Source organism: Luxibacter massiliensis (assembly GCF_900604355.1).
GTDB lineage: Bacteria > Bacillota > Clostridia > Lachnospirales > Lachnospiraceae > Luxibacter > Luxibacter massiliensis.
Genome location: NZ_UWOE01000002.1, coordinates 18,442 through 36,050 on the forward strand (window position 1 = coordinate 18,442; position 17,609 = coordinate 36,050).

At 53.1% G+C, this 17,609-nt stretch carries 18 protein-coding genes and 1 pseudogene; 1 reads left to right on the forward strand and 18 read right to left on the reverse strand.

Features of this window, described 5'->3' with window-relative positions; translation table 11 throughout:
• Nucleotides 1–29: 29 nt before the first annotated feature.
• The 8 genes from EFA47_RS18000 to EFA47_RS20405 form a co-directional block, all read right to left on the reverse strand.
• Nucleotides 30–1,682, reverse strand: a complete 1,653-nt coding sequence (locus EFA47_RS18000; protein ID WP_122644605.1) for a recombinase family protein — start codon at nucleotides 1,680–1,682, stop codon at nucleotides 30–32.
• Nucleotides 1,683–1,754: 72 nt separating this feature from the next.
• Nucleotides 1,755–1,922: a hypothetical protein gene (locus EFA47_RS19990; protein ID WP_164690064.1), complete on the reverse strand. Its 168-nt coding sequence runs from the start codon at nucleotides 1,920–1,922 to the stop codon at nucleotides 1,755–1,757.
• A 269-nt stretch (nucleotides 1,923–2,191) separates the two neighbouring features.
• Complete coding sequence (locus EFA47_RS18005) at nucleotides 2,192–3,550, reverse strand: virulence-associated E family protein (RefSeq protein ID WP_122644606.1); 1,359 nt, start codon at nucleotides 3,548–3,550, stop codon at nucleotides 2,192–2,194.
• Nucleotides 3,510–4,211 carry a CHC2 zinc finger domain-containing protein gene (locus tag EFA47_RS18010; RefSeq protein WP_122644607.1) on the reverse strand — a complete coding sequence of 234 codons (702 nt, stop codon included), beginning with the start codon at nucleotides 4,209–4,211 and terminating at the stop codon, nucleotides 3,510–3,512. The genes EFA47_RS18005 and EFA47_RS18010 overlap by 41 nt, the downstream gene beginning before the upstream one ends.
• On the reverse strand, nucleotides 4,208–5,452 hold the full coding sequence (locus EFA47_RS18015) for a serine/arginine repetitive matrix protein 2 (protein ID WP_122644608.1): 1,245 nt from the start codon (nucleotides 5,450–5,452) through the stop codon (nucleotides 4,208–4,210). Before EFA47_RS18015 ends, EFA47_RS18010 begins: the two co-directional genes overlap by 4 nt.
• Nucleotides 5,403–5,825 (reverse strand): hypothetical protein, encoded by a 423-nt coding sequence (locus EFA47_RS19995; RefSeq protein ID WP_164690065.1) that lies wholly within the window; start codon nucleotides 5,823–5,825, stop codon nucleotides 5,403–5,405. The genes EFA47_RS18015 and EFA47_RS19995 overlap by 50 nt, the downstream gene beginning before the upstream one ends.
• Nucleotides 5,826–5,926: 101 nt before the next feature.
• Nucleotides 5,927–6,232 (reverse strand): hypothetical protein, encoded by a 306-nt coding sequence (locus tag EFA47_RS18025; protein ID WP_055220683.1) that lies wholly within the window; start codon nucleotides 6,230–6,232, stop codon nucleotides 5,927–5,929.
• On the reverse strand, nucleotides 6,216–6,698 hold the full coding sequence (locus EFA47_RS20405) for a hypothetical protein (protein ID WP_235853373.1): 483 nt from the start codon (nucleotides 6,696–6,698) through the stop codon (nucleotides 6,216–6,218). The genes EFA47_RS18025 and EFA47_RS20405 overlap by 17 nt, the downstream gene beginning before the upstream one ends.
• Nucleotides 6,699–6,874: 176 nt before the next feature.
• Between EFA47_RS20405 and EFA47_RS18035 the strand changes: the two genes are divergently transcribed.
• Nucleotides 6,875–7,723: a helix-turn-helix domain-containing protein gene (locus EFA47_RS18035; RefSeq protein ID WP_060776046.1), complete on the forward strand. Its 849-nt coding sequence runs from the start codon at nucleotides 6,875–6,877 to the stop codon at nucleotides 7,721–7,723.
• A gap of 110 nt (nucleotides 7,724–7,833) precedes the next feature.
• Here the strand turns inward: EFA47_RS18035 and EFA47_RS18040 are convergent, their stop codons facing one another.
• The 10 genes and pseudogenes from EFA47_RS18040 to EFA47_RS18085 all read right to left on the reverse strand — a co-directional run bounded on the left by EFA47_RS18040 (nucleotide 7,834) and on the right by EFA47_RS18085 (nucleotide 17,595).
• Nucleotides 7,834–8,115, reverse strand: a complete 282-nt coding sequence (locus EFA47_RS18040) for a DUF6809 family protein (RefSeq protein WP_122644610.1) — start codon at nucleotides 8,113–8,115, stop codon at nucleotides 7,834–7,836.
• Between the two features lie 13 nt (nucleotides 8,116–8,128).
• The gene (locus EFA47_RS18045) at nucleotides 8,129–8,506 is read right to left on the reverse strand and encodes a TnpV protein (RefSeq protein WP_122644611.1); all 378 of its coding nucleotides are present in this window, start codon (nucleotides 8,504–8,506) and stop codon (nucleotides 8,129–8,131) included.
• Nucleotides 8,507–8,603: 97 nt separating this feature from the next.
• A pseudogene (locus EFA47_RS18050) lies at nucleotides 8,604–9,845 on the reverse strand (VirD4-like conjugal transfer protein, CD1115 family); the annotation flags it as partial.
• A gap of 85 nt (nucleotides 9,846–9,930) precedes the next feature.
• Entirely contained in the window at nucleotides 9,931–11,832 is a 1,902-nt protein-coding gene (locus EFA47_RS18055) for an AAA family ATPase (protein WP_016147286.1), read from the reverse strand.
• A gap of 15 nt (nucleotides 11,833–11,847) precedes the next feature.
• A complete protein-coding gene (mobQ, locus tag EFA47_RS18060; RefSeq protein ID WP_330512238.1) occupies nucleotides 11,848–13,479 on the reverse strand; it encodes a MobQ family relaxase in 1,632 nt (543 codons plus the stop codon).
• A 116-nt stretch (nucleotides 13,480–13,595) separates the two neighbouring features.
• The gene (locus EFA47_RS18065) at nucleotides 13,596–13,901 is read right to left on the reverse strand and encodes a DUF3847 domain-containing protein (RefSeq protein ID WP_002584968.1); all 306 of its coding nucleotides are present in this window, start codon (nucleotides 13,899–13,901) and stop codon (nucleotides 13,596–13,598) included.
• 121 nt (nucleotides 13,902–14,022) lie between these two features.
• Nucleotides 14,023–14,856, reverse strand: coding sequence for a methyltransferase domain-containing protein (locus EFA47_RS18070; RefSeq protein ID WP_002584969.1), 834 nt, complete (start codon nucleotides 14,854–14,856; stop codon nucleotides 14,023–14,025).
• Nucleotides 14,857–15,041: 185 nt separating this feature from the next.
• A complete protein-coding gene (locus EFA47_RS18075; RefSeq protein WP_070087571.1) occupies nucleotides 15,042–15,338 on the reverse strand; it encodes a P-loop NTPase family protein in 297 nt (98 codons plus the stop codon).
• Between the two features lie 133 nt (nucleotides 15,339–15,471).
• Nucleotides 15,472–15,666: a transposon-encoded TnpW family protein gene (locus tag EFA47_RS18080; RefSeq protein WP_022030172.1), complete on the reverse strand. Its 195-nt coding sequence runs from the start codon at nucleotides 15,664–15,666 to the stop codon at nucleotides 15,472–15,474.
• Between the two features lie 78 nt (nucleotides 15,667–15,744).
• On the reverse strand, nucleotides 15,745–17,595 hold the full coding sequence (locus EFA47_RS18085) for a recombinase family protein (RefSeq protein ID WP_330512250.1): 1,851 nt from the start codon (nucleotides 17,593–17,595) through the stop codon (nucleotides 15,745–15,747).
• Nucleotides 17,596–17,609: the final 14 nt, after the last annotated feature.

Here is a 17,609-nt window from a genome sequence, read left to right on the forward strand (position 1 = left end):
CCTCAAAATAGAGAGATGGGGCAAACTATTTACGCTGCAATCTCCGGGATTTCCCCGACAAAGTTATAAACAATCCTGACTTCCTGCACCTTCTGGCCATCCACCTTCTTGACCTCGCCGATCAGAATCCGGCTGATGAGCCGGTTCAGCACTGCCTCGTCCAGTTCCTCAATGGCGGAATAGCGCCGGATTTCTTTGATAAAGGTACGGACTTCGCTCTCCTGAGCATCCGCCCGACTCTGCATCATTGCCAGGTCATGCAGGCGTTTCTGGTTCGATTCCTGCTCCTGTTCCAGCGCCGCCGTCAGCTTCACAAACCGCTGTTCAGTCAGGATGCCCTTTGTCTTGTCGGTGTACAGGCTCAGGAACATCCCGTCAATTTCCTGATTCCGGGCTTCCAGCCGCTGGCGTTCCTTCTCGGTCTGGGAAGCGTCCACCAGATACCGGCGCTCCATCCGGCTGCTGAGCCGCTGGTAGAACGCATCGGCGTCCTTCATGGCCTGCGCCGCCAGTTCCTGAATGTCTTTCAGCACCAGATTGTATAAATCTCTGGCCTCGATCTTGTGGCTGGAGCAGACCTTGCATCCCATGCGGTTATAAGTCTGGCAGATATAGTACGCCTTGTCAATCGGTTCCCGCATCTCCCCGGTGAAGCGGTTCTTGCCGGTTCTGCCGACCTTTTCATACCGTACCTGCATAGATTTCCCACAGGTGGCGCAGTAGACAAGCCCGTGGAACAGGTTATAGAAGGGGCAGGCGTTGCCTTTCATAATGGTTGGCCTGCGGTCAATGATTTCCTGCACCTGTTCCCATTCCTCCGGCGTCACAATCGCCTCATGGCAGCCCTCAATCACTTCCCACTGGTCACGGGGAATAATATCATAGGTGTTGGAGCGGATGCCTTTCTGGTGTGTCCGGCAGACAAGATGTGCGCCCTTATAGAATGGATTTCTCAGGATATGGCTGATCCTTGCGCTCCCCCATGAATAGTAGTTCAAATCACATTCTGTATTGCTTTTTACTCTGGTAATGGGGATTTTATCATCCATGAGCTGCTTTGCGATCCGCATACAGCCCCAGCCGTCCAGTGCCATATCATAGATGTTTCGGATAACCGGCGCTGTCTCCGGGTCAAGGATAAGATGCCCTTTGTCCTCCGGGTCACGCATCAGGCCAAGCGGCGGCTGCCCGCCGCAAAACTTTCCCTGCCGGGAACGGGTCATACGTCCCGCCAGCACCTTTTTGGAAATATCCCGGCTGTACATGTCGTTCAGGATATTCTTAAAGGGCGTAATATCCATCTCCTGACGGGTCAGGCTGTCCACGCCGTCTGTGATGGCGATATAGCGTACATTGTGTTTGGGGAAAAAGATTTCGATATAGCTGCCAGCTTCAATATAATTTCTACCAAGTCTGGATAGGTCTTTGGTGATGACGCAGCCGATCTTCCCCGCCTCAATGTCAGCGATCATGCGCTGGAAGGCAGGGCGGTTGAAATTGCGGCCCGTATAGCCGTCATCCACATAATACTCATACTGGAACATTCCATGCTTTTCAGCAAAGTCCCGAAGCATGATTTTCTGGTTGCTGATGCTCATGCTCTCATTGTCGCCGCCGTCATCCAGAGAGATACGGCAGTAGAGAGCGGTGATTTTCTCATAGACTTGTTTTTTCCTGCTCATAGCGTTCTCCTTCTATGAACAGGGACACGATACCATTATAATACCATGCCCCTGCCCCTGAATCAACCGTTTTTAGGCAGCGTTCTCCGCCATCTCATGCTGTTCCAGCCATTCCTCGAAGTGTTCGCAGGTCTGGCGCTCAATGAGCTGCTCAAAGGCTTCCCGCATGGACTTCTCCCCGGAGAACTCCCGCACCACCACAAAACGGACTTTATTTTTCTGCTGCTTGCTTTTTTCCATAGGCTACCTCCATAGAGTGACAGGCCAGCGGGCAGCACACCGGCAACGAAGTCCGGCAACGAACCTCCAAAAACCTGTAAACTACCGTCTGGCCTGCAAATCTTACTTTCTAAATTTTCTTGAAAAATCTCGTTGCTTTCGTTGCCGGAGATAGAGATAGATATTAGAAAATGCCTGATTTATAGGCTTTTTCCGCATCCAGACCGGAAAATCCCCGGCAACAAACCCGGCAACCAACTGACAACCGTCCCGGCAACAGACCGCCATTTTCAGGCGCTCCACTCCTTCGGAAGTTCCAACTGGCGGCATTCTTCCTCGGTCAGCTCCACAAATCCATCTTCGTTGCCGGGCAGTTCGTTGCCGGAAACGTCCCGTTCCCAGCCCCGCTGTCTGCCATATCCGGCGAACATCCGGGGATTGGAGAATGGTTTCCAGCCTGTCACCACCGTGTTCATGATCTCGTTGATATTGTGCAGCTGCCACCGCTTCGGCTCGTCATAGGTGTGGCCCAGGGCCTCCTTGAACAGCTGTTTGGAACAGATCATGCTGCCGGTGTAGTGTTCCAGAAAGCCCTGTATCTGCCCGGCCTCCGTGTCCTCCGGCATGAAATCCTTCTGCACCTCCACCAGCTGGCGCTGAATGGACTTGCTGAACTTCATAGAGTAGTGGCCGCTGCGGTAGATGGTCATGGCCTCCGCCCAGACCTGCAAAAGATAAGCTCTGGAGGCGTCCTCGTCCTCCAAAATGTGAACCTCCGCATTCTCCGGGTAAATCATGATCGGCAGGAAGCGCCGGTTCCCGGCCCGGTCAAGGGGCAGGAAGTCCAGCGTGTTGGACGAACCGCCGAACACGCACTGCCGCAGCCGGTCTTTGGGCTGGGCCTCGTAGGGTGTCCGGTAGGTTTCCTTTTGGCGGCTGATAAAGGAGCGGATTTCCTCAATGCTTTTGGCGCTGCTGGTCGCCAGCATCTCTGACATTTCGATGATCCAGTGGCCTTGCAGCTTCAAATACACCCGGTCATCGTCCAGCTTTTTCAGGTCATCACTGAACCACTCGTCCCGGATCGCCAACAGGCGGAAGAAGCTGGACTTGCCAGCCCCCTGACCGCCCACCAGACAGAGCATTTCCTCATATTTGGAGCCGGGGCGGAATACCCGCCGGATCGCCCCCAGAAGGAAGTGCTTCAGCATTTCCTCCACATAGTCACTCTCGTCCGCACCTAAGAAGTGATGGAGACAGGAGCGGATGCGGGGCGTCCCGTCCCAGACAAGGCCGTTTAGCACGTCCTGGATAGGATGGTAGCAGTTCTCATTCGCCACGATGGAGAGGGCCGCCGTCATCTTTTTCTCGCTGGTCAGGCCGTAGGTCTGTTCAAAATAGAGAAGCAGATACTTCACGTCTGTATCCGTCAGGGCGCTGGTATTTCTGCGCCAGCCCAAATCCCGCACAATGTCCACCCGGTCAGTCAAAAGGTTCAGCCGGATGGCGTCCCGCAGCAACGGGTCATGGCAGAATACCGTCCGGCAGTTGCCGATGGTGTTGGCAGGCAGGCCCTTCTCCGTGACGGACAGGCTTTCCCGTACCTCGTCAACGCTCTGCTCCGGCGCTAAGACTTCGGCTGCGCTCATTGCGGCCTTCCGGGTGGCTGGCGGTAAACTCTGATATTCGCTGCTCAATCTTCCTCACCTCTTTTCCATACTCAGCGACTACGGAAGCACGTTCCTCCATGCTGCCAAACAGGAGAATATCCAGCAGATACTCCGTGTACGGTTTCTTTTGCAGGGCCTCCACGAACAGCGGATTCCACGCTTTCTCCGGCGTCTGCGGGGCATATTCCTTCTCCCAGCGTTCCAGCAGATGCAAGTAATCGCACAGTACCCGGAAACATTTCTGCTCCGCCTGCCGGTAGCGCAGTTCCTCGCTGATTTTCCGTTTGACCGGCCTTTTGCGGGGCGGGTCATGGCCTTTGGCGTCATAGCGGACAGAAAAATCTTCCGCCAGCTTCAACGCCGCCTCCTTACCGCTCAGGCCAAACAGACGGGCGGTAAAATCAATCACGTCACCGTCCGCCTGACAGCCGAAGCAGTGGAACCGGCGGTCAACCTTCATGCTGGGATGTTTGTCATCATGGAAGGGACAGCAGGCCATCCCGTTTCTTCCTACCTGAATCCCATAAATTTCCGCAGCCTGCCTTGTGGTGACAGACTGCTTCACCGCTTCAAATACATTCGATTTTCTCACCTCCAGACAGAGAAAAAAGCACCTGAATCTTGAAATCAGATGCCTCATAACTCCATATCGTGTTTCTTTTTCGGAGCGATCCGCCCCTCCCGTTCCCAGCGTTCCCGGTTATCCCGGTCAGCGTCCACCTTGCCTTTCGACAGCTTCTCCAAGATGGATTCTCTGGCCTTCTCCTTAATCTTCTCCTTACCGGCCTTCTTGACCTCCGGCTGCATAAGCGTTTTCTGGATTTTTGCCAAAGCGTTCTGCATGACCCGCTTGATTTTGGTAATCACTCCATCCAGACGGGCGGCGGCGTAGTCACGCTCTTTCTTCGAGGCCTTCCGCTCCGGTGAAAGCACCCATTTTTTCGTTTCCTCCACCAAACGAATATCTTCTTTGTGTGTCTCCTGACGGACAGTATCGGTCACCACCTCCACCGCCTTGTCATAGGCCACATCGGCAACATCATCCAGCAGCGTCTCCACGTCCTCGATTTTGAGCGTCAGTTCTTCCAGTTTCTGCTCCTGCGCCGCCAACTGTTCCTTCTGCTTCATCAGGATATAGTCCTGCTTTTCCAGATACTCCCGCCCGCCGTAGGACGGCTCCTGATCCAGATGCAGCCCATGCCGCTTCGTGATGTCAAGCAGGATCGTCCGACAGACTGCATCGAAGGTCTGTTTCCGGTTGTTGTGCCTGCCTTTTGGCTTGTCCGGGTTCGGGAGAGGGATGCCCAGTTCCTCCAGCGCCTTTTCCTGCTGGGGACACAATTCCCCGTAGCGGTTCTGGCAGTCAAACACATGGCGCTCATGGATGTGGGGCGTCCCCTCGTCCAGATGGAGCGCCCAATCTAAGATGTGGATATGGGAACCGAAGCGGCGCTCAAATTCCTCATAGAACTCGTTGACGATACGAAAGAGCGTTTCCGGCGGAACGGATTCTTCCAGCGTACCGATCTGGTAGATGCTTTCCTCCGGGCAGGTCTTGTTGTTTTTCAGCAAGTCCACCACAGTGCGGTTGCGCTCGGTGTGCCGGGTTTTCTCATTCCGGGCGTTCTGCGCCTCCACATGGTCAGAATAATGCTCGTAGTAGTACATCCGCTCGATTTCCTCAAAGCTGAAATCCGGCTGCTCCGGGTTCTCCCGGAACTCGTGTGTCGTGAAGCCCCGGTAGCAGTCCCAGTAAATATTTTGTCTGGCCCGCTCTGTGTCAATGTGTTCGCTGTTCTCCACATCGAACCGGCGGTCATTGTGGCGGGGATTATAGGTGCCATGCTTGCCGGAGCGCCCGTTGTGTCGTGTCAGTTTCAAACAGATTTCCTCCTTCCTGCGAAGATGTTCCGGGGACGGGGAAAGGCGGCGAAGCCGCAAATCCTGCGAAAGTCTGCGTCAGGTAATACCCAGTACGAGTTGACGCAGGCATCAACTCTCCCTGGGCAAGGCGTTTCACCCTTGACCCGATGGGGCGGCTGCCCTCAACCCGCCAAGGCACTTCGTCCTTGACCCGATAATGGCTGCCGCCCTTAACCTGCCAATGGGCGTTGCCCCTTGACCCCAGCAGTGCGCTGCCGCCCCTGCACCCCGGCACAAAGGGCTGGCTGCCCTCTGTACTCCCGCACCGGCGAAGCTGGCTTCCACCGCAGAAGCGGTGTTTGCCAGTTTCACCGGCTCCGTATCCGCACATTTGCACCCATAGACGGGGAATGGATACGGAATACGCCTGCGGGGATTGCCGGTCAAAACAGCGGGTGCAGACCCGTCATTTTTTCCGTAAACGCCCCGGTTTCAGGCGATTTTTTCTTCCGCCCCTACCACCTGAAAGCCATGCTCTTTTGCGTAGGCGCTGGCAGCGGCTTTCCGTTCCTCGCTGTACGGCGGCACCAGCCGGATCGACAGCCGGGACTTGTCCAGCACATAGGTCACGCTGCCCTCCGGCGTGCTGCGCTCCAATCGGCACAGCAGCGGGTACTTCCGGCTGAAATCAGCCAGCCTGCGCTTCAAGCTGGCGTTGAAGGTGTAGATGCTGGCAAGGTTCTCCGCCTCGTTCCAGTTGATGATGGTTTCTTTCTCATACTTAGACAGCTTCCTCATACAGATCCTCCTCATAATCAGTGTAAGATTTCAGCACACGCAGGCTGCGCTTGAGACGGCGGTACTCGTCCATCTCCATGCGCAGATGGTGGTAAAAATCCTCGTACCAGCTTTCGCCCACCTCCGTCTCCACCTTCCGGGCCAGCCCCAGCATCCGGCGTTTGGCCTCCGGGTCAACTGTCAGTGCCGTCAGCCATTTCAGCCGTGTCACCGTATTGTGATGGCTGGGACAGCCGTAAGCGTAGAGAATCTTCTTTTCTTTCATACTCAGTGTCATAATGATTTCCTCCGTTTCTTTGCTGCGGAGCCATGCGCCCCGCATGATTGATAAACTTGTTTCTGTCTGCCGGTCTGCCTGCAAGCCGCTCCTGCCCGGAATTTTTCCCGGCGTATCGGCCTCTTTGGTGCGCTCGATTTCTGTCCTGGCGTCACTTCCCCGGAGGCCATACCCCTTGCAGCCGGTCATTCGATTTTCAAGGTTCTGTGCCTGTCTGCAAGAACCAGTTTACCGAAAAAAGAGGCTCTTTCCCGTATATCCAAAACGTCGGAAAAACGCTTGAAATCCGCATATTTCCACGCTTATGGAATCGTGCTATAATGGGTGTAATCACTGAAAAACGATAACGAGAGAGGGGGCTTTGGATGTACGCAAAGCTGACAATCCCGGAGCGGCTCAAAGACCTGCGGGTGGTGGACAAGCACCTGACGCTGGAACAACTGGCGGAGCAGACCGGCCTGTCTAAATCCGCGCTGGGAAAATACGAAACCGATGACTACAAGGACATCAGCCCGTTTGCGATTGCAACGCTGGCGGACTTTTACGGCGTGTCCACCGACTATCTGATGGGGCTGACGGAAAATAAAAATCACCCAAACACAGAACTTCAATCTCTGCATCTGAGTGATGATATGGTGGAACTTTTGAGCAGCGGCAAAATCAACAACCGGCTTCTCTGCGAACTGGCTACCCACCCGAATTTCCGGCGGCTGATGATAGACATGGAAATCTGCATCGACCAGATCGCCAATATGCGGGTGGAGCAGATGAATCTGGTGTTGGAGGCCACCCGGCAGACCGTCATGAGCAAGTATGCGCCCGGAGAAGATGACCTCTATATGCGGACGCTGGAACTGGGGCAGGTGCAGGAAAGCGATTTTTACAGCCACGTTATGCACGATGATCTGGACAGCATCGTCCGGGACATCCGGGAAGCACACCGCAAGGACAAGACCACCGCCGACCCGCAGCCCACGCTGGATGATGTGAAGAAAAAATTTGAGCAGGCCATAGGACAGGGCAGCGATACAGAAATGCTGATCCACGAGTTCTGCGATAAGTTGCAGATACCCTTTGAGAAGATTTCCTCGGAGGACTTCTCGGCGTTCCTGCGGATACTGAGCCTGTCCAAGCAGCTCAAAAGCCCCAACAATATGAGAGGAAAGGCCAGCCCCATCCCGCCCAACCGCAAGGCCAGACGTAAGCGGAAGTGAAATTGAGCGGCAAAAAAGCCATCCGCCGGTTGATTGGCAAATGGCTTTTGTGAAGCTGTATTCTGTTGTGGTGGTTGTTCCCAGTTTGGGAACAGCCATTATTGAAGATGCTATTCTTTGTCTTTCTGCGACACCTGCGCATGGGCTTCCTGCTGGACAAGCAGCCCCGCCGAAAAGCCGTATTTGAAGTGGCTTTCGTTTTCCTCACACTGAGCGATTGCCACCTGCTCCCGCAGTTCTTCAACCAGTGCATAGTCCTCTTTGCTCAGACGCTCCGATAAGGCGTCCATCAGGGCGGCGCTGGCTTTGACTGCCTGCTTGAACCTCGGTGAATCAGCGACCACCGTTTCACATGGATAAAATCTGCCGTTATACATTTCTTCCAGAATCATGCGTCCACCTCCCTCAGACAAAAATCATCTCAGACAGGATGATTTCCTCTGCCCGGCTGCGAATGCTGTTCATGGTTCCGACCCACGCAAGCTGGTCACGGGCTTTCAGTTCCTCGGTGACACTCTCTGCCTCCTGCATCTGCGAGACGATACACGCCAGTCGGTCAGCGGCCTGTTCGTTCAGGTCAGCAAGATATGTCCAGAGTTTTCCCGACAGAAGCAGTGCATTGTACTGGCCGGGCCGGTGTTCTTGCAGAAACGCCTTGTGCATCCGGCCCCACCGTCCAATGGGGCGGCTTTCCTCCGGCAGCTTCAAATCGGGGATGTAGTAGTCTCCCACCAGCGTGTAGCTGATGCCGTTTTGATGGATTTTCTTTGGTAAATGCTCCATGTTCGACCTCCTGTATTCAGTTTTTTCAGAATCCAGTTGATCGTGTCCCTGTTCATGATAAATTCAAGGCAACTGAACTCTTCACGAACAAGTATGGCATATCCTTTCCCAATTTCTGATAATTGAGGCCATGAGAAACCTGCGTGCCGCGATTTTCGGAAGTGTTGAAACTGTCGATTGTTTCACGTCCCAAGTTCTCCGAAATATCCTTTGCATTTTTCCCGCGCCCTCCCAAAAACAAGGTGCTGTCGGCATTGTCAAGTATGATTTCTGCCGCGTCCTTGTAAATGGCTTTTAGCTGGCTCTGCGATTGCAGAATGATAGAAGCCGAGATTTCCCGGCTGCGGATTGTGGCAATCAATTTTTCAAACTGCGGGATTTGTCCAATGTTTGCAAACTCGTCTAACAGGCAGCGAACATGAACCGGCAGCTTGCCGCCGTATTCGTCGTCGGCCTTGTCGCACAAGAGATTAAATAACTGCGATTGCAGCATAGCGATAACAAAATTAAACGTGCTGTCCGTATCGCTCATAATCAAAAACAAAGCTGTTTTTCTGTCGCCTAACGTGTCAAGTTCTAATTCGTCGTAGGACATAAGATCGCGCAATTCCTTTATATCAAAAGGAGCGAGCCTCGCACCGCAAGAAATGAGGATTGATTTTGCGGTTTTGCCCGCCGCCAATTTATATTTTCGGTACTGCTTCACCGCGAAATGGTCGGGGTCGCGTTCTTCCAAGTCGGCAAACAGCAAATCGACGGGGCTTTGATATTCCTCGTCGTCCTCGCGGGCTTCGCTGGCGTTGATAAGTTCCAACAGGGTAATAAAGTTCATTTCCTCGGCGGGGGCTTCGTACCAGATGTAGCCCACCAACGCGCAATACAAAAGCCGTTCTGCCTTTACCCAAAAATCCTCCGCGCTTTTTTCTCCCTCACCTTTGGTATTCGCTATCAACGTATTTACCAGCTTCAAAATATCTTTCTCGCTGCGGATATACACAAAGGGGTTGTAGTGCATAGATTTTTTGAAGTTAATCGTATTCAGTACCTTAATGCGGTAGCCCGCCCGTTGCAGCAGCTTCCCGCACTCAATCAAAACCGTACCTTTCGGGTCGGTTAAGACGTAAGAGGAATGAAGCTGCATTAGATTAGGTTTGACAAAAAATCTTGTTTTTCCGCTGCCGCTGCCGCCGATCACGACGACGTTCTTATTTCTCGCGTACTTCGGCTGCTTCGGGCGGCTGTTCATGGTAAGCCGTTCCGTCTGCGTCAAAATGATGTTGTTTTGGAAATCCGGGTCTATGTAGGGCTTTATATCTTCGGCGTTTCCCCATGAAGCGTTTTGTCAAGTGCTTTTTTGAGTTATTGACGCAAATTCTTGTGAAAGTGCGAAAGTGCAAAGTGCAAAGGGTCTGCGTTTTGCACTTTCAGCTTGCGGGTTCGGGTGGCTGCTTCTTCTTGATGAAGTTATACCATTGACCGCCGACACGCCTTGCGCCTAAAATACCGCCCATGTTGCGCTTGGCGTTCTGTACCGTCCTCTCGGATATTCCGGCTTCGGCTGCGGCCTTTACAATGTCCTCGCTGGCAAGTTCTTTCCCGTCTGCAAGCAGGTCAAGTATCAGCTTCTCGGCTTGCTCGGTCTTGGTGGCGGTGTTCCCGCCCGCGCCGGATAGCAGCTCGTCGGCGGTTATGTCATATTCGCCTATCCATGAAAAGCCTGTTTCCGGGTCAAGGCAAAAGGCAACGGGCTTGCCCTCCGGCGCAAGGGAAGATTTGTCATGGACGATAACGCGCACATTCGGCTCCCGCTTCACGCGCCCGATCAGCAGGACGCTCCTTGCTGCGGCGCGGAAGTCAATAGAACCTAAGCCCCGGTATGCGCTCTGTCCTCCGGCGGCTTTGTTCAAGTGTCCGATAAGGATAACGGCGCACCCGGTACGCTCGGCAACATCGGCAAGGCGGCGGAACATGGGGCGCACTTCGTTTGCCCTGTTCATGTCGGTCTTTTCGCCCATGTACGCCTGTATGGGGTCAAGGATAATCAACCGCGCCCCGTTCTGCGTGATTGCCTTTTCTATGCGCTCGTCGGAGAGGGTAAGCTCCCGTTTGGCTTCATCAATCACAAGCACGCGGTCAAGGTCGGCTTCGGCTTCTATCAAGCGGGGCTTGACGGTATCGCCCAGCCCGTCCTCGGCGGTCTGGTAAATCACTTGGAATGGCGGCAAGGGCTTCATTCCCGGCAGCGTTCCCCCGGTGGTGCAGGCGGCGGCAAGGCGTAGGGCAAAGGTGGTCTTGCCCTCGCCGGGGTTGCCTTGCACAATGGTTACTTTCCCAAAAGGGATATACGGCTCCCATAGCCATTCAACGGTCTGTGTGTCAACCTCGCTCATGCGGATAATCTCGACGGTTTCTTCCTGCGGCGGTTCTTTCAATCCGTAAACCGCTTCCCGGATATACTTCCCGTCTGTGATTTCTGCCCGGTGCTGCAATACCTCGTTCCAGTCCTTGTAAAGCGGCACAAGGCGGTGGACGGTCAAGCCCTCCGGCACAAGCTCCGCAAGGCGGCTGCAAGCGTCGTTTCCGGCTTGGTCGCTGTCAAGGCAGAGGTAAACGGTCTTGATGTTCGGGCGGTCAGAGAGGAAACGCAACAGGGCTTTTTCTCCCACGCCGCCCAATGACAAATAGCTCTGCTTCTGCCACGCCTTTTTGAACAGGCAGAGGAAAGAGAGCAGGTCAACGGGGGCTTCAAAGACAAAAAGCCTGTCACCCTCGCCTCGGTAGCAGAAATTAAAGGCTTTGTCGCTGCCTTTCACATCAAACCGGAAGTTTCCCGCCGTTCCCTTGCTGTGGGCGTAGCGCGGTATTCCGTCCTCGTCCCGCCCCACAAATACGGCGTTGTGGTGGGCTGCGTCCTCGTAAATATCGCCGCGGGCAAAGAAAAAGCCCGTCACATCATCATCAATGCGGCGGGCTGCTGTGAGGTAGTTCCTCGCTATTCTGTTGTCGTTGTTTGGGGGCGGTAGCCGGAAGTCGGAAAGGGACGCGTGGCAAGGTCTGTCCGGCGGCGGTGCGGCTCCCTTTTCTCCTGTGAGAAGTTCCACGGCTTCGGTGAAGCTCTTGCCGAAAAACTCCATGACAAAATCAACGGGGCCGCCGCCCTTGCTCTGGCTGTGCCTGTACCATTTGTTTCCCCGGACGGTCAAGCTGTCGTGCCGTTTCCAGCGGTATTCATTCCCGGCGCGGGTAAGCTGCTCGCCCTGTGATTGCAGGAAAGAAACAAGGTCGGCTTGGTTCGCCCGGTTTATCTGTTCTTGGGTGTAGTACAAAAATCTCAACTCCTTTCATCGTTCTAAGTCGTGCTGCTTGGTGCGGGTCTGCTCCGGCTGGTCGGCTTTCAGCGCAATATCAACGCACTTGCGGATATTGTGCAGCTCGGCAACCTCGGCGCGGGTTTCTTTCAGCTTGGTATATTCCGCTGTTCTCTCCCCGCTGAGGGTGGCGTACTCTTTTTCCCATTCAGCGATAGGCAAGCTCTTTGTCCCTTTCGGCAGATTTGCATGGAGATAGCGGCTCGCTGCGTTCCATAGCGTAAGCTCGGCGCGGTGGGCTTCCTCGTACTTGTCGCGCTTGCTCGTCCAGCCATTTTTCAGCTTTTTCAGCTCGTCGTGAATGGGCTTGTACTCGGTGTAGTTCTTCCCGTATTCAATCAGCTTTTGTAATTCTTTCATGCGCTTCTCGGCGGTTTTCATGCCCGCCCGGATAGTGTCGGCCTGTTCGCTGACAGAGGAAAGGGCTGCGTCCAGCTCATCAAGGGTAGAGATACCATGCTCGGTCAGATAGTTGACCGCTGCCGCTATGGTTTTCAGTTCATCGGCTGTGTGCTGTTGTTGCCAACGCTGCGAATACTTCCGGCTCTTTTCTCTCTGAACGCTCAAATACTTCATCAGCAGATTTGCAAGACCGGGGGATTGTTGCGGCTGTTCCGGGGCGGTTTCCCACGCTTTGAACAGGTCGGCAATCCATTCTTTGAGCTTTCCAATCTGCGCTCGGATTTCCCGTATAAGGCGGTTTGCCTTTTGGATATTCCGGTTCAGTTCGCCTTTCTCGGTGGCAATACCTTTCTTCTCCATCTGGCAAGCCGCCACGCCCATGTGGACGGTGGGTATCTCGCCAATGCCGCGCTCGGCGTTGCTGCGGTGGTCGATACGCTCCGGGCTTCCGGCTCGTTCAAGGTAGGCGTTTGAAATATCCGCCCATGCCTTACGCCACAAGAGGGCGTTGCCCTTGTCGTTCCAGCCGGTCAGGTCAACTTTGTGCGTCTTGTATCTGCCGCTTGGCAAGCGGATACGCTCGCCGTTTTCATCAAGGTCATATTCCTTTTGGGACTTTGCCGCCCATGCGCCGCGCTCGTCAAGGGGGCGCATGGTAAGCATGATGTGACAATGGGGATTGCCCTTGCCGGTGTCGTGAATGGCATAATCAACGCACATTCCTCTGGAAACAAATTGAGAGGAACAGTATTCCCGGACAAGCCGGATCTGTTCCTCTCTGGATAACTCTATGGGGAGCGCCGCGTCAATCTCTCTGGCAAGCTGGGCGTTCCCGGCTTTCTCGTAAAGCTCCACGCTGTTCCACAAGGTTGAACGGTCAGAGAAAGAGGGCGGGGCGTGGGGTGGCAGCATAATTTCCGTATGGACAACACCGCCTTTGCGGGTGTAGTCGTGTGTCATTCCGTCCCACTCATTTGTCAGCTTTTCGCCGCTTCGGTAGGCGGCTGCGGCAACGGCTGATTTGCCCTTGCCCCGGCTGACAATGCTGATATTACAATGATAGATGGCTATGGGTATCACCTCCCGGATAAAATGAAAACCCGCAAAAATGGTACAGACGCCAAAGGCGGGTATACTGTTTTTGTGGGTGTGCAGGGATAGCCGCGTAAGCGGCGCAAGGGGTGCAGCCCCTTGTTGCGGCAAAGCCGCCAATGTCGGTCAGAGAGGGAAGCAAGCGGCTTTCTCTCTGTGCCGACAAGCCCTCGGCAGAGCGCACGCACCCGTAAGGGTGTATAAGTGCGCCCTTTGTACCAAAGGGATTATTCGCTTTTCCCGCCCTCGGTGCGTTTTTTCAGATAGCCCCGCGCTTCCTCGCTCGTCAGGGCAAGCCGGAGAAAGGCGGCGGCTTCTTCGTCGGTCATGGTCTTTGCTTCTGGCACAATGCTCTCAAAGACCGCACCCCGGACGATCAGCCGATGGCTGCGCGTCCTGCGTTCCTCTTGGGATAACTTTTGCCGCAACACCTTTTCCCGATTTTCAAGCTGCCGGATTTTCTTCTTCCCGTCCTCAATCTCGGCTTGCAATTCCTCGCGTTTTTTTCTCTCGGTTTCGTCATGGGTGGTCACTCCTTTCTACCTGTCGGCACAGAAAAAGGACAGTCGATTTCCTCGGCTGTCCTTTTGATTAGGGTGTTTGGTTTACTCCGTTCTGCTCAATAAATGGGAATATTAAATATCAATACGCCCTTTAATACATTCCTATTAAAACATCAGCTTCGATTGTCAAATGTGTGAGAGTACGCCAATCAACGCAATCTTTTTCAACGCAAAAGAGAAGCGGCGTCATTTCAATAAACGACATTCTTTGTTCTGATGACAACTGTACGGTGGCTGAAACCGTTTCTCTTGAAATGGTTTTAAGATATTTCTCAAAATATTCAACGACAGACTCATTTGAATAATCTGGATTTTTCAAGTGTGCTTGCACTTTAGTCCTGATTTCCCTCAAATGATTTTTCGTAGGAATTACTTTCACAACATATCCGTTAGGAGATAGCAATCGCTGAAATTCTTTGTAGTGTGCAGGCGAAAATATGTCTAAAATACAATCCATACTTCCGTCTTTCAAAGGGATTTTTGATAAGTCAGTAACAAACCACTTCACTGCTTTGCGCTTGTCTTTTTTTGATGCAATCTGTATTGCCTCCCTTGACAAGTCAAAGGCAAAGATGTTTCGTTCTGTTCTTTGCTGTATCTGCCTTGCATAGAAACCCTCGCCGCAACCAACATCTAAAATGTTTCTTATAGATGGCGTATCAGAAATAAACTGTATGATTTTCTCCAACACAACATCATACATGCCATACTCCAAAATTTGGTGCCGGTTGTCAAAAGACCGCTTGCTGTAGTTGGTTTTGGGCGATGATTTTAACAACAAATTTACATACCCATATCTTGAAATATCAAAGCAATGTCCATGTCTACAAATTAGGCTATTGCCTTGTATATCCATTGATTTTGTGCAAATTGGGCATTGAAAATAAACCTTGCTGTCTGCAAAGCGTGATAAATTATTATTCATTTGTTTTTCCTCCGTAATTACATCTCTGCTTCAATAAGCGAGTTATGCAATACGGATAACCGCAACATAACTCGCGGTTTTATCTTAATCTCATAAATGTAACCATTGTGTTGTCCTCCAATCAATTCCGCAGTATTACTCTGCTTTTAGAAAAAGTATAGCACAAAACTATGAACATTTCAACTCTATTTCAGCCTGTCGGCGACGTTGCTCTCTCTGGCATACCGCCGCGCCGCTTCCCGCCGTTCCTCGCTGTATGGGGCGGTCAGACGGAAAGAGAAGCGGCCTTTCTCAATGTCAAACTCCATGCAGCCCGTTTCCGGGTCTGCGTCGGTCTGGCGGCACACATCGGGGTGCTGCTCGGCATAGGCGGCAAGCCGCTTCTTCAAGTCGGTGTTGTGGGTACGGATATGGATCAACGGGTCTTTCTCATCAAACCAGATGTCTGTGACCTTTTTTTGCTTGGGAAGCCCTGTTCGCATAAACTCTCCTTTCTGCGCCCTCGTTTGGAGAGAGGGGCATTTTTGAGGGAATTTTCCCGGCTCTTGACTTGGGGAAAATGGGGATTTTCAAATAGAAACCGCCCCGGCGAACCATTCTTCGTCCGGGCGGTTCCTATCGCGTGATTTTCGTTTTTTCCGGCTCTTGACCGTCCTGCAAGCTGTCGGCAAGTATCACTTTGAGCAGCTTGTCGCGGAATGTTTCTGTGCCGCTGTGGTTGAAAAACAACTCCGCAACGATGGTCTGTCCGTCCCTCTGTGTCGTGATAACACTGTCGGGGGATTGAGGTGTCCCGTTCTGTTCTGCCATAGGCGGCTCCTTTCTCTGGGTGCAAAAGAGGGATTTCCCGTAGCCCGGAAAATCCCTCTTGGTTGTCAGTATTCGGTTTTACTGTGCGGGTGCTGCGGCGGCTTCCTGTGCCTTTTTCTTTGCCCGGTATTCCCGTGCTTTCATGCGGTCATACTCCCGTCGCTTTTCAAGGTTACGCGCCCGGTACTCCCTTGAATACTGCCGGTGGTAGGCGCGGCTCTTTTCCTTTTGGGCTTCCTCGATTTTCTCCCGCATTTGCCGGATTTCCTGCTCCGTTGGCTCTGTAAGCTGTGTCACTTCGTTCTCAAACCTGCCGATATAGTTGAAATATATGCTGATGTGCTGGATTGCGTATCTCGCCCTTTTCTGGTCGCGCTCATGCACTTCAATCCTGCTGATAAACTCGTTGAGAATGGCGGGGGTGAGGTCGGTAAAGGCGGCATGGCGTTCCGTCAGCTTCAAAAACTTCTGCGCCCGCCCTCCCGCGTTCTCATAAGCGGATAGCTGCTCTTGGAGTCCCGCAAGCTCCGTTTTCAGTGTGTAGTATTCTTCCGAATACTTCTGCGACATTTGCTCATAGCGGTCTTGCGGGATAGTGCCGAGGGCGTTGTCCTCATAGAGCTTATTCAGCACCTTGTCAATCTGTTCAAGGCGTGTCGTGATTTGCGGGATACGTTTCTGCTGTTTCTTGGTCTGGTCGGTCTGCTGCATGGCAAGGCTCTTTTTCACTAAGGCTTCAAACTCCGCCCGGTTGCTGATAGAGTAGTCCTCGATTTTCTTCAGCACTTCCGCGACGGTCTGCATAAGCAAGTCAGCGTCAATGATGTGTGGGGAATGGCACTTGGGGTTTTTGGCTTTCCCCTTGTGGTACTCGCTGCAATAGGCAACGTGCCGCTTGCCGCCGTTTCTGTAATCTATGCGGATGTGCATTTTTGCGCCGCAATCCTTACAGAAAAGCAAGCCCGACAAAGGGTGGATTTCCCCGTCCCCGTTGGGGCGTCTGACGGGCGCGTTTTCCAAAATCCGCTGTGCGGTTTCAAAGTCGGCGCGGTCAATAATCGGCTCATGCACATTTTCGGTTATCTGCCATTGGCTCCGGTCTACATAGTGGTTCCGCTTGTCCCGGAAATGCTTTGTAGTCTTGAAGTTGACTACATCGCCGCAATACTCCTGCCGCGTAAGGATATGGGTCAAGGTGGCTTTGTTCCACTTGTAGCGGTTATCCTCATTGAGCGCCTTGTTTTTACACGTTCCCCGTCCCCGGTCTTTCATGTAGAAAGTGGGGGTAGGGATTTGCTCGTTTTTCAGATATACGGCGATTTGGTTGCGGTTCTTCCCGCCGATAAACAAACGGAAAATAAGGCGCACAACCTCGGCGGCTTCCTCGTCGATTATCCAAAAATCCTTGTTGTCCGGGTCTTTGACATAGCCGTAGGGGGCTTCGGTGGCAATCGGCTTTCCGCTCATGCCTTTGGTCTTAATGCCCGTTTTCACTTTCTTGCTGATGTCCTTTGCGTACCACTCCGACATGATGTTGATAAAGGGCGCAAACTCCAATGTGTCGGGCTTCTCGCTGTCAATGCCGTTGTTGACCGCGATAAAACGCACGTTGTTCCGTCTGAATATCTCCATAGCGTTGCCGACTTGGAGATAGTCGCGCCCCCAGCGGGTAAGGTCTTTCATAATGCAAACGCCGATTTTCCCGTTTTCAACGTCCTCCATCATGCGGGAGTAGGCAGAACGGTCAAAAAATCTGCCGCTTTCATCGTCGTCGATGTAGTGCCGGATATTCGTCAGCCGCTGCCCTCTGGCGTAGTTCTCCAAAAAGATTTTCTGGTTCTGTATGCTGTTGCTCTCGCCGCCGTCCCTGTCCTCGTCCCCTACGGAAAGACGGGAGTAAAGGGCTGTGATTTTGTTGTAATCATTCATGTGCATATCCTCCT

Bases quoted from the DNA above. Each gene is read 5' to 3' on its own strand.
- EFA47_RS18070 (WP_002584969.1), bottom strand. From the start codon at position 14,856: ATGAATAATAATTTATCACGCTTTGCAGACAGCAAGGTTTATTTTCAA.
- EFA47_RS18045 (WP_122644611.1), bottom strand. From the start codon at position 8,506: ATGGAGCATTTACCAAAGAAAATCCATCAAAACGGCATCAGCTACACG.
- EFA47_RS19990 (WP_164690064.1), bottom strand. From the start codon at position 1,922: ATGGAAAAAAGCAAGCAGCAGAAAAATAAAGTCCGTTTTGTGGTGGTG.
- EFA47_RS18000 (WP_122644605.1), bottom strand. From the start codon at position 1,682: ATGAGCAGGAAAAAACAAGTCTATGAGAAAATCACCGCTCTCTACTGC.
- EFA47_RS18080 (WP_022030172.1), bottom strand. From the start codon at position 15,666: ATGGCAGAACAGAACGGGACACCTCAATCCCCCGACAGTGTTATCACG.
- EFA47_RS18025 (WP_055220683.1), bottom strand. From the start codon at position 6,232: ATGAGGAAGCTGTCTAAGTATGAGAAAGAAACCATCATCAACTGGAAC.
- EFA47_RS18075 (WP_070087571.1), bottom strand. From the start codon at position 15,338: ATGCGAACAGGGCTTCCCAAGCAAAAAAAGGTCACAGACATCTGGTTT.
- EFA47_RS18005 (WP_122644606.1), bottom strand. From the start codon at position 3,550: ATGAGCGCAGCCGAAGTCTTAGCGCCGGAGCAGAGCGTTGACGAGGTA.
- EFA47_RS18085 (WP_330512250.1), bottom strand. From the start codon at position 17,595: ATGAATGATTACAACAAAATCACAGCCCTTTACTCCCGTCTTTCCGTA.
- EFA47_RS18040 (WP_122644610.1), bottom strand. From the start codon at position 8,115: ATGATTCTGGAAGAAATGTATAACGGCAGATTTTATCCATGTGAAACG.
- EFA47_RS18010 (WP_122644607.1), bottom strand. From the start codon at position 4,211: ATGAGGCATCTGATTTCAAGATTCAGGTGCTTTTTTCTCTGTCTGGAG.
- EFA47_RS20405 (WP_235853373.1), bottom strand. From the start codon at position 6,698: ATGACCGGCTGCAAGGGGTATGGCCTCCGGGGAAGTGACGCCAGGACA.
- EFA47_RS19995 (WP_164690065.1), bottom strand. From the start codon at position 5,825: ATGTGCGGATACGGAGCCGGTGAAACTGGCAAACACCGCTTCTGCGGT.
- EFA47_RS18035 (WP_060776046.1), top strand. From the start codon at position 6,875: ATGTACGCAAAGCTGACAATCCCGGAGCGGCTCAAAGACCTGCGGGTG.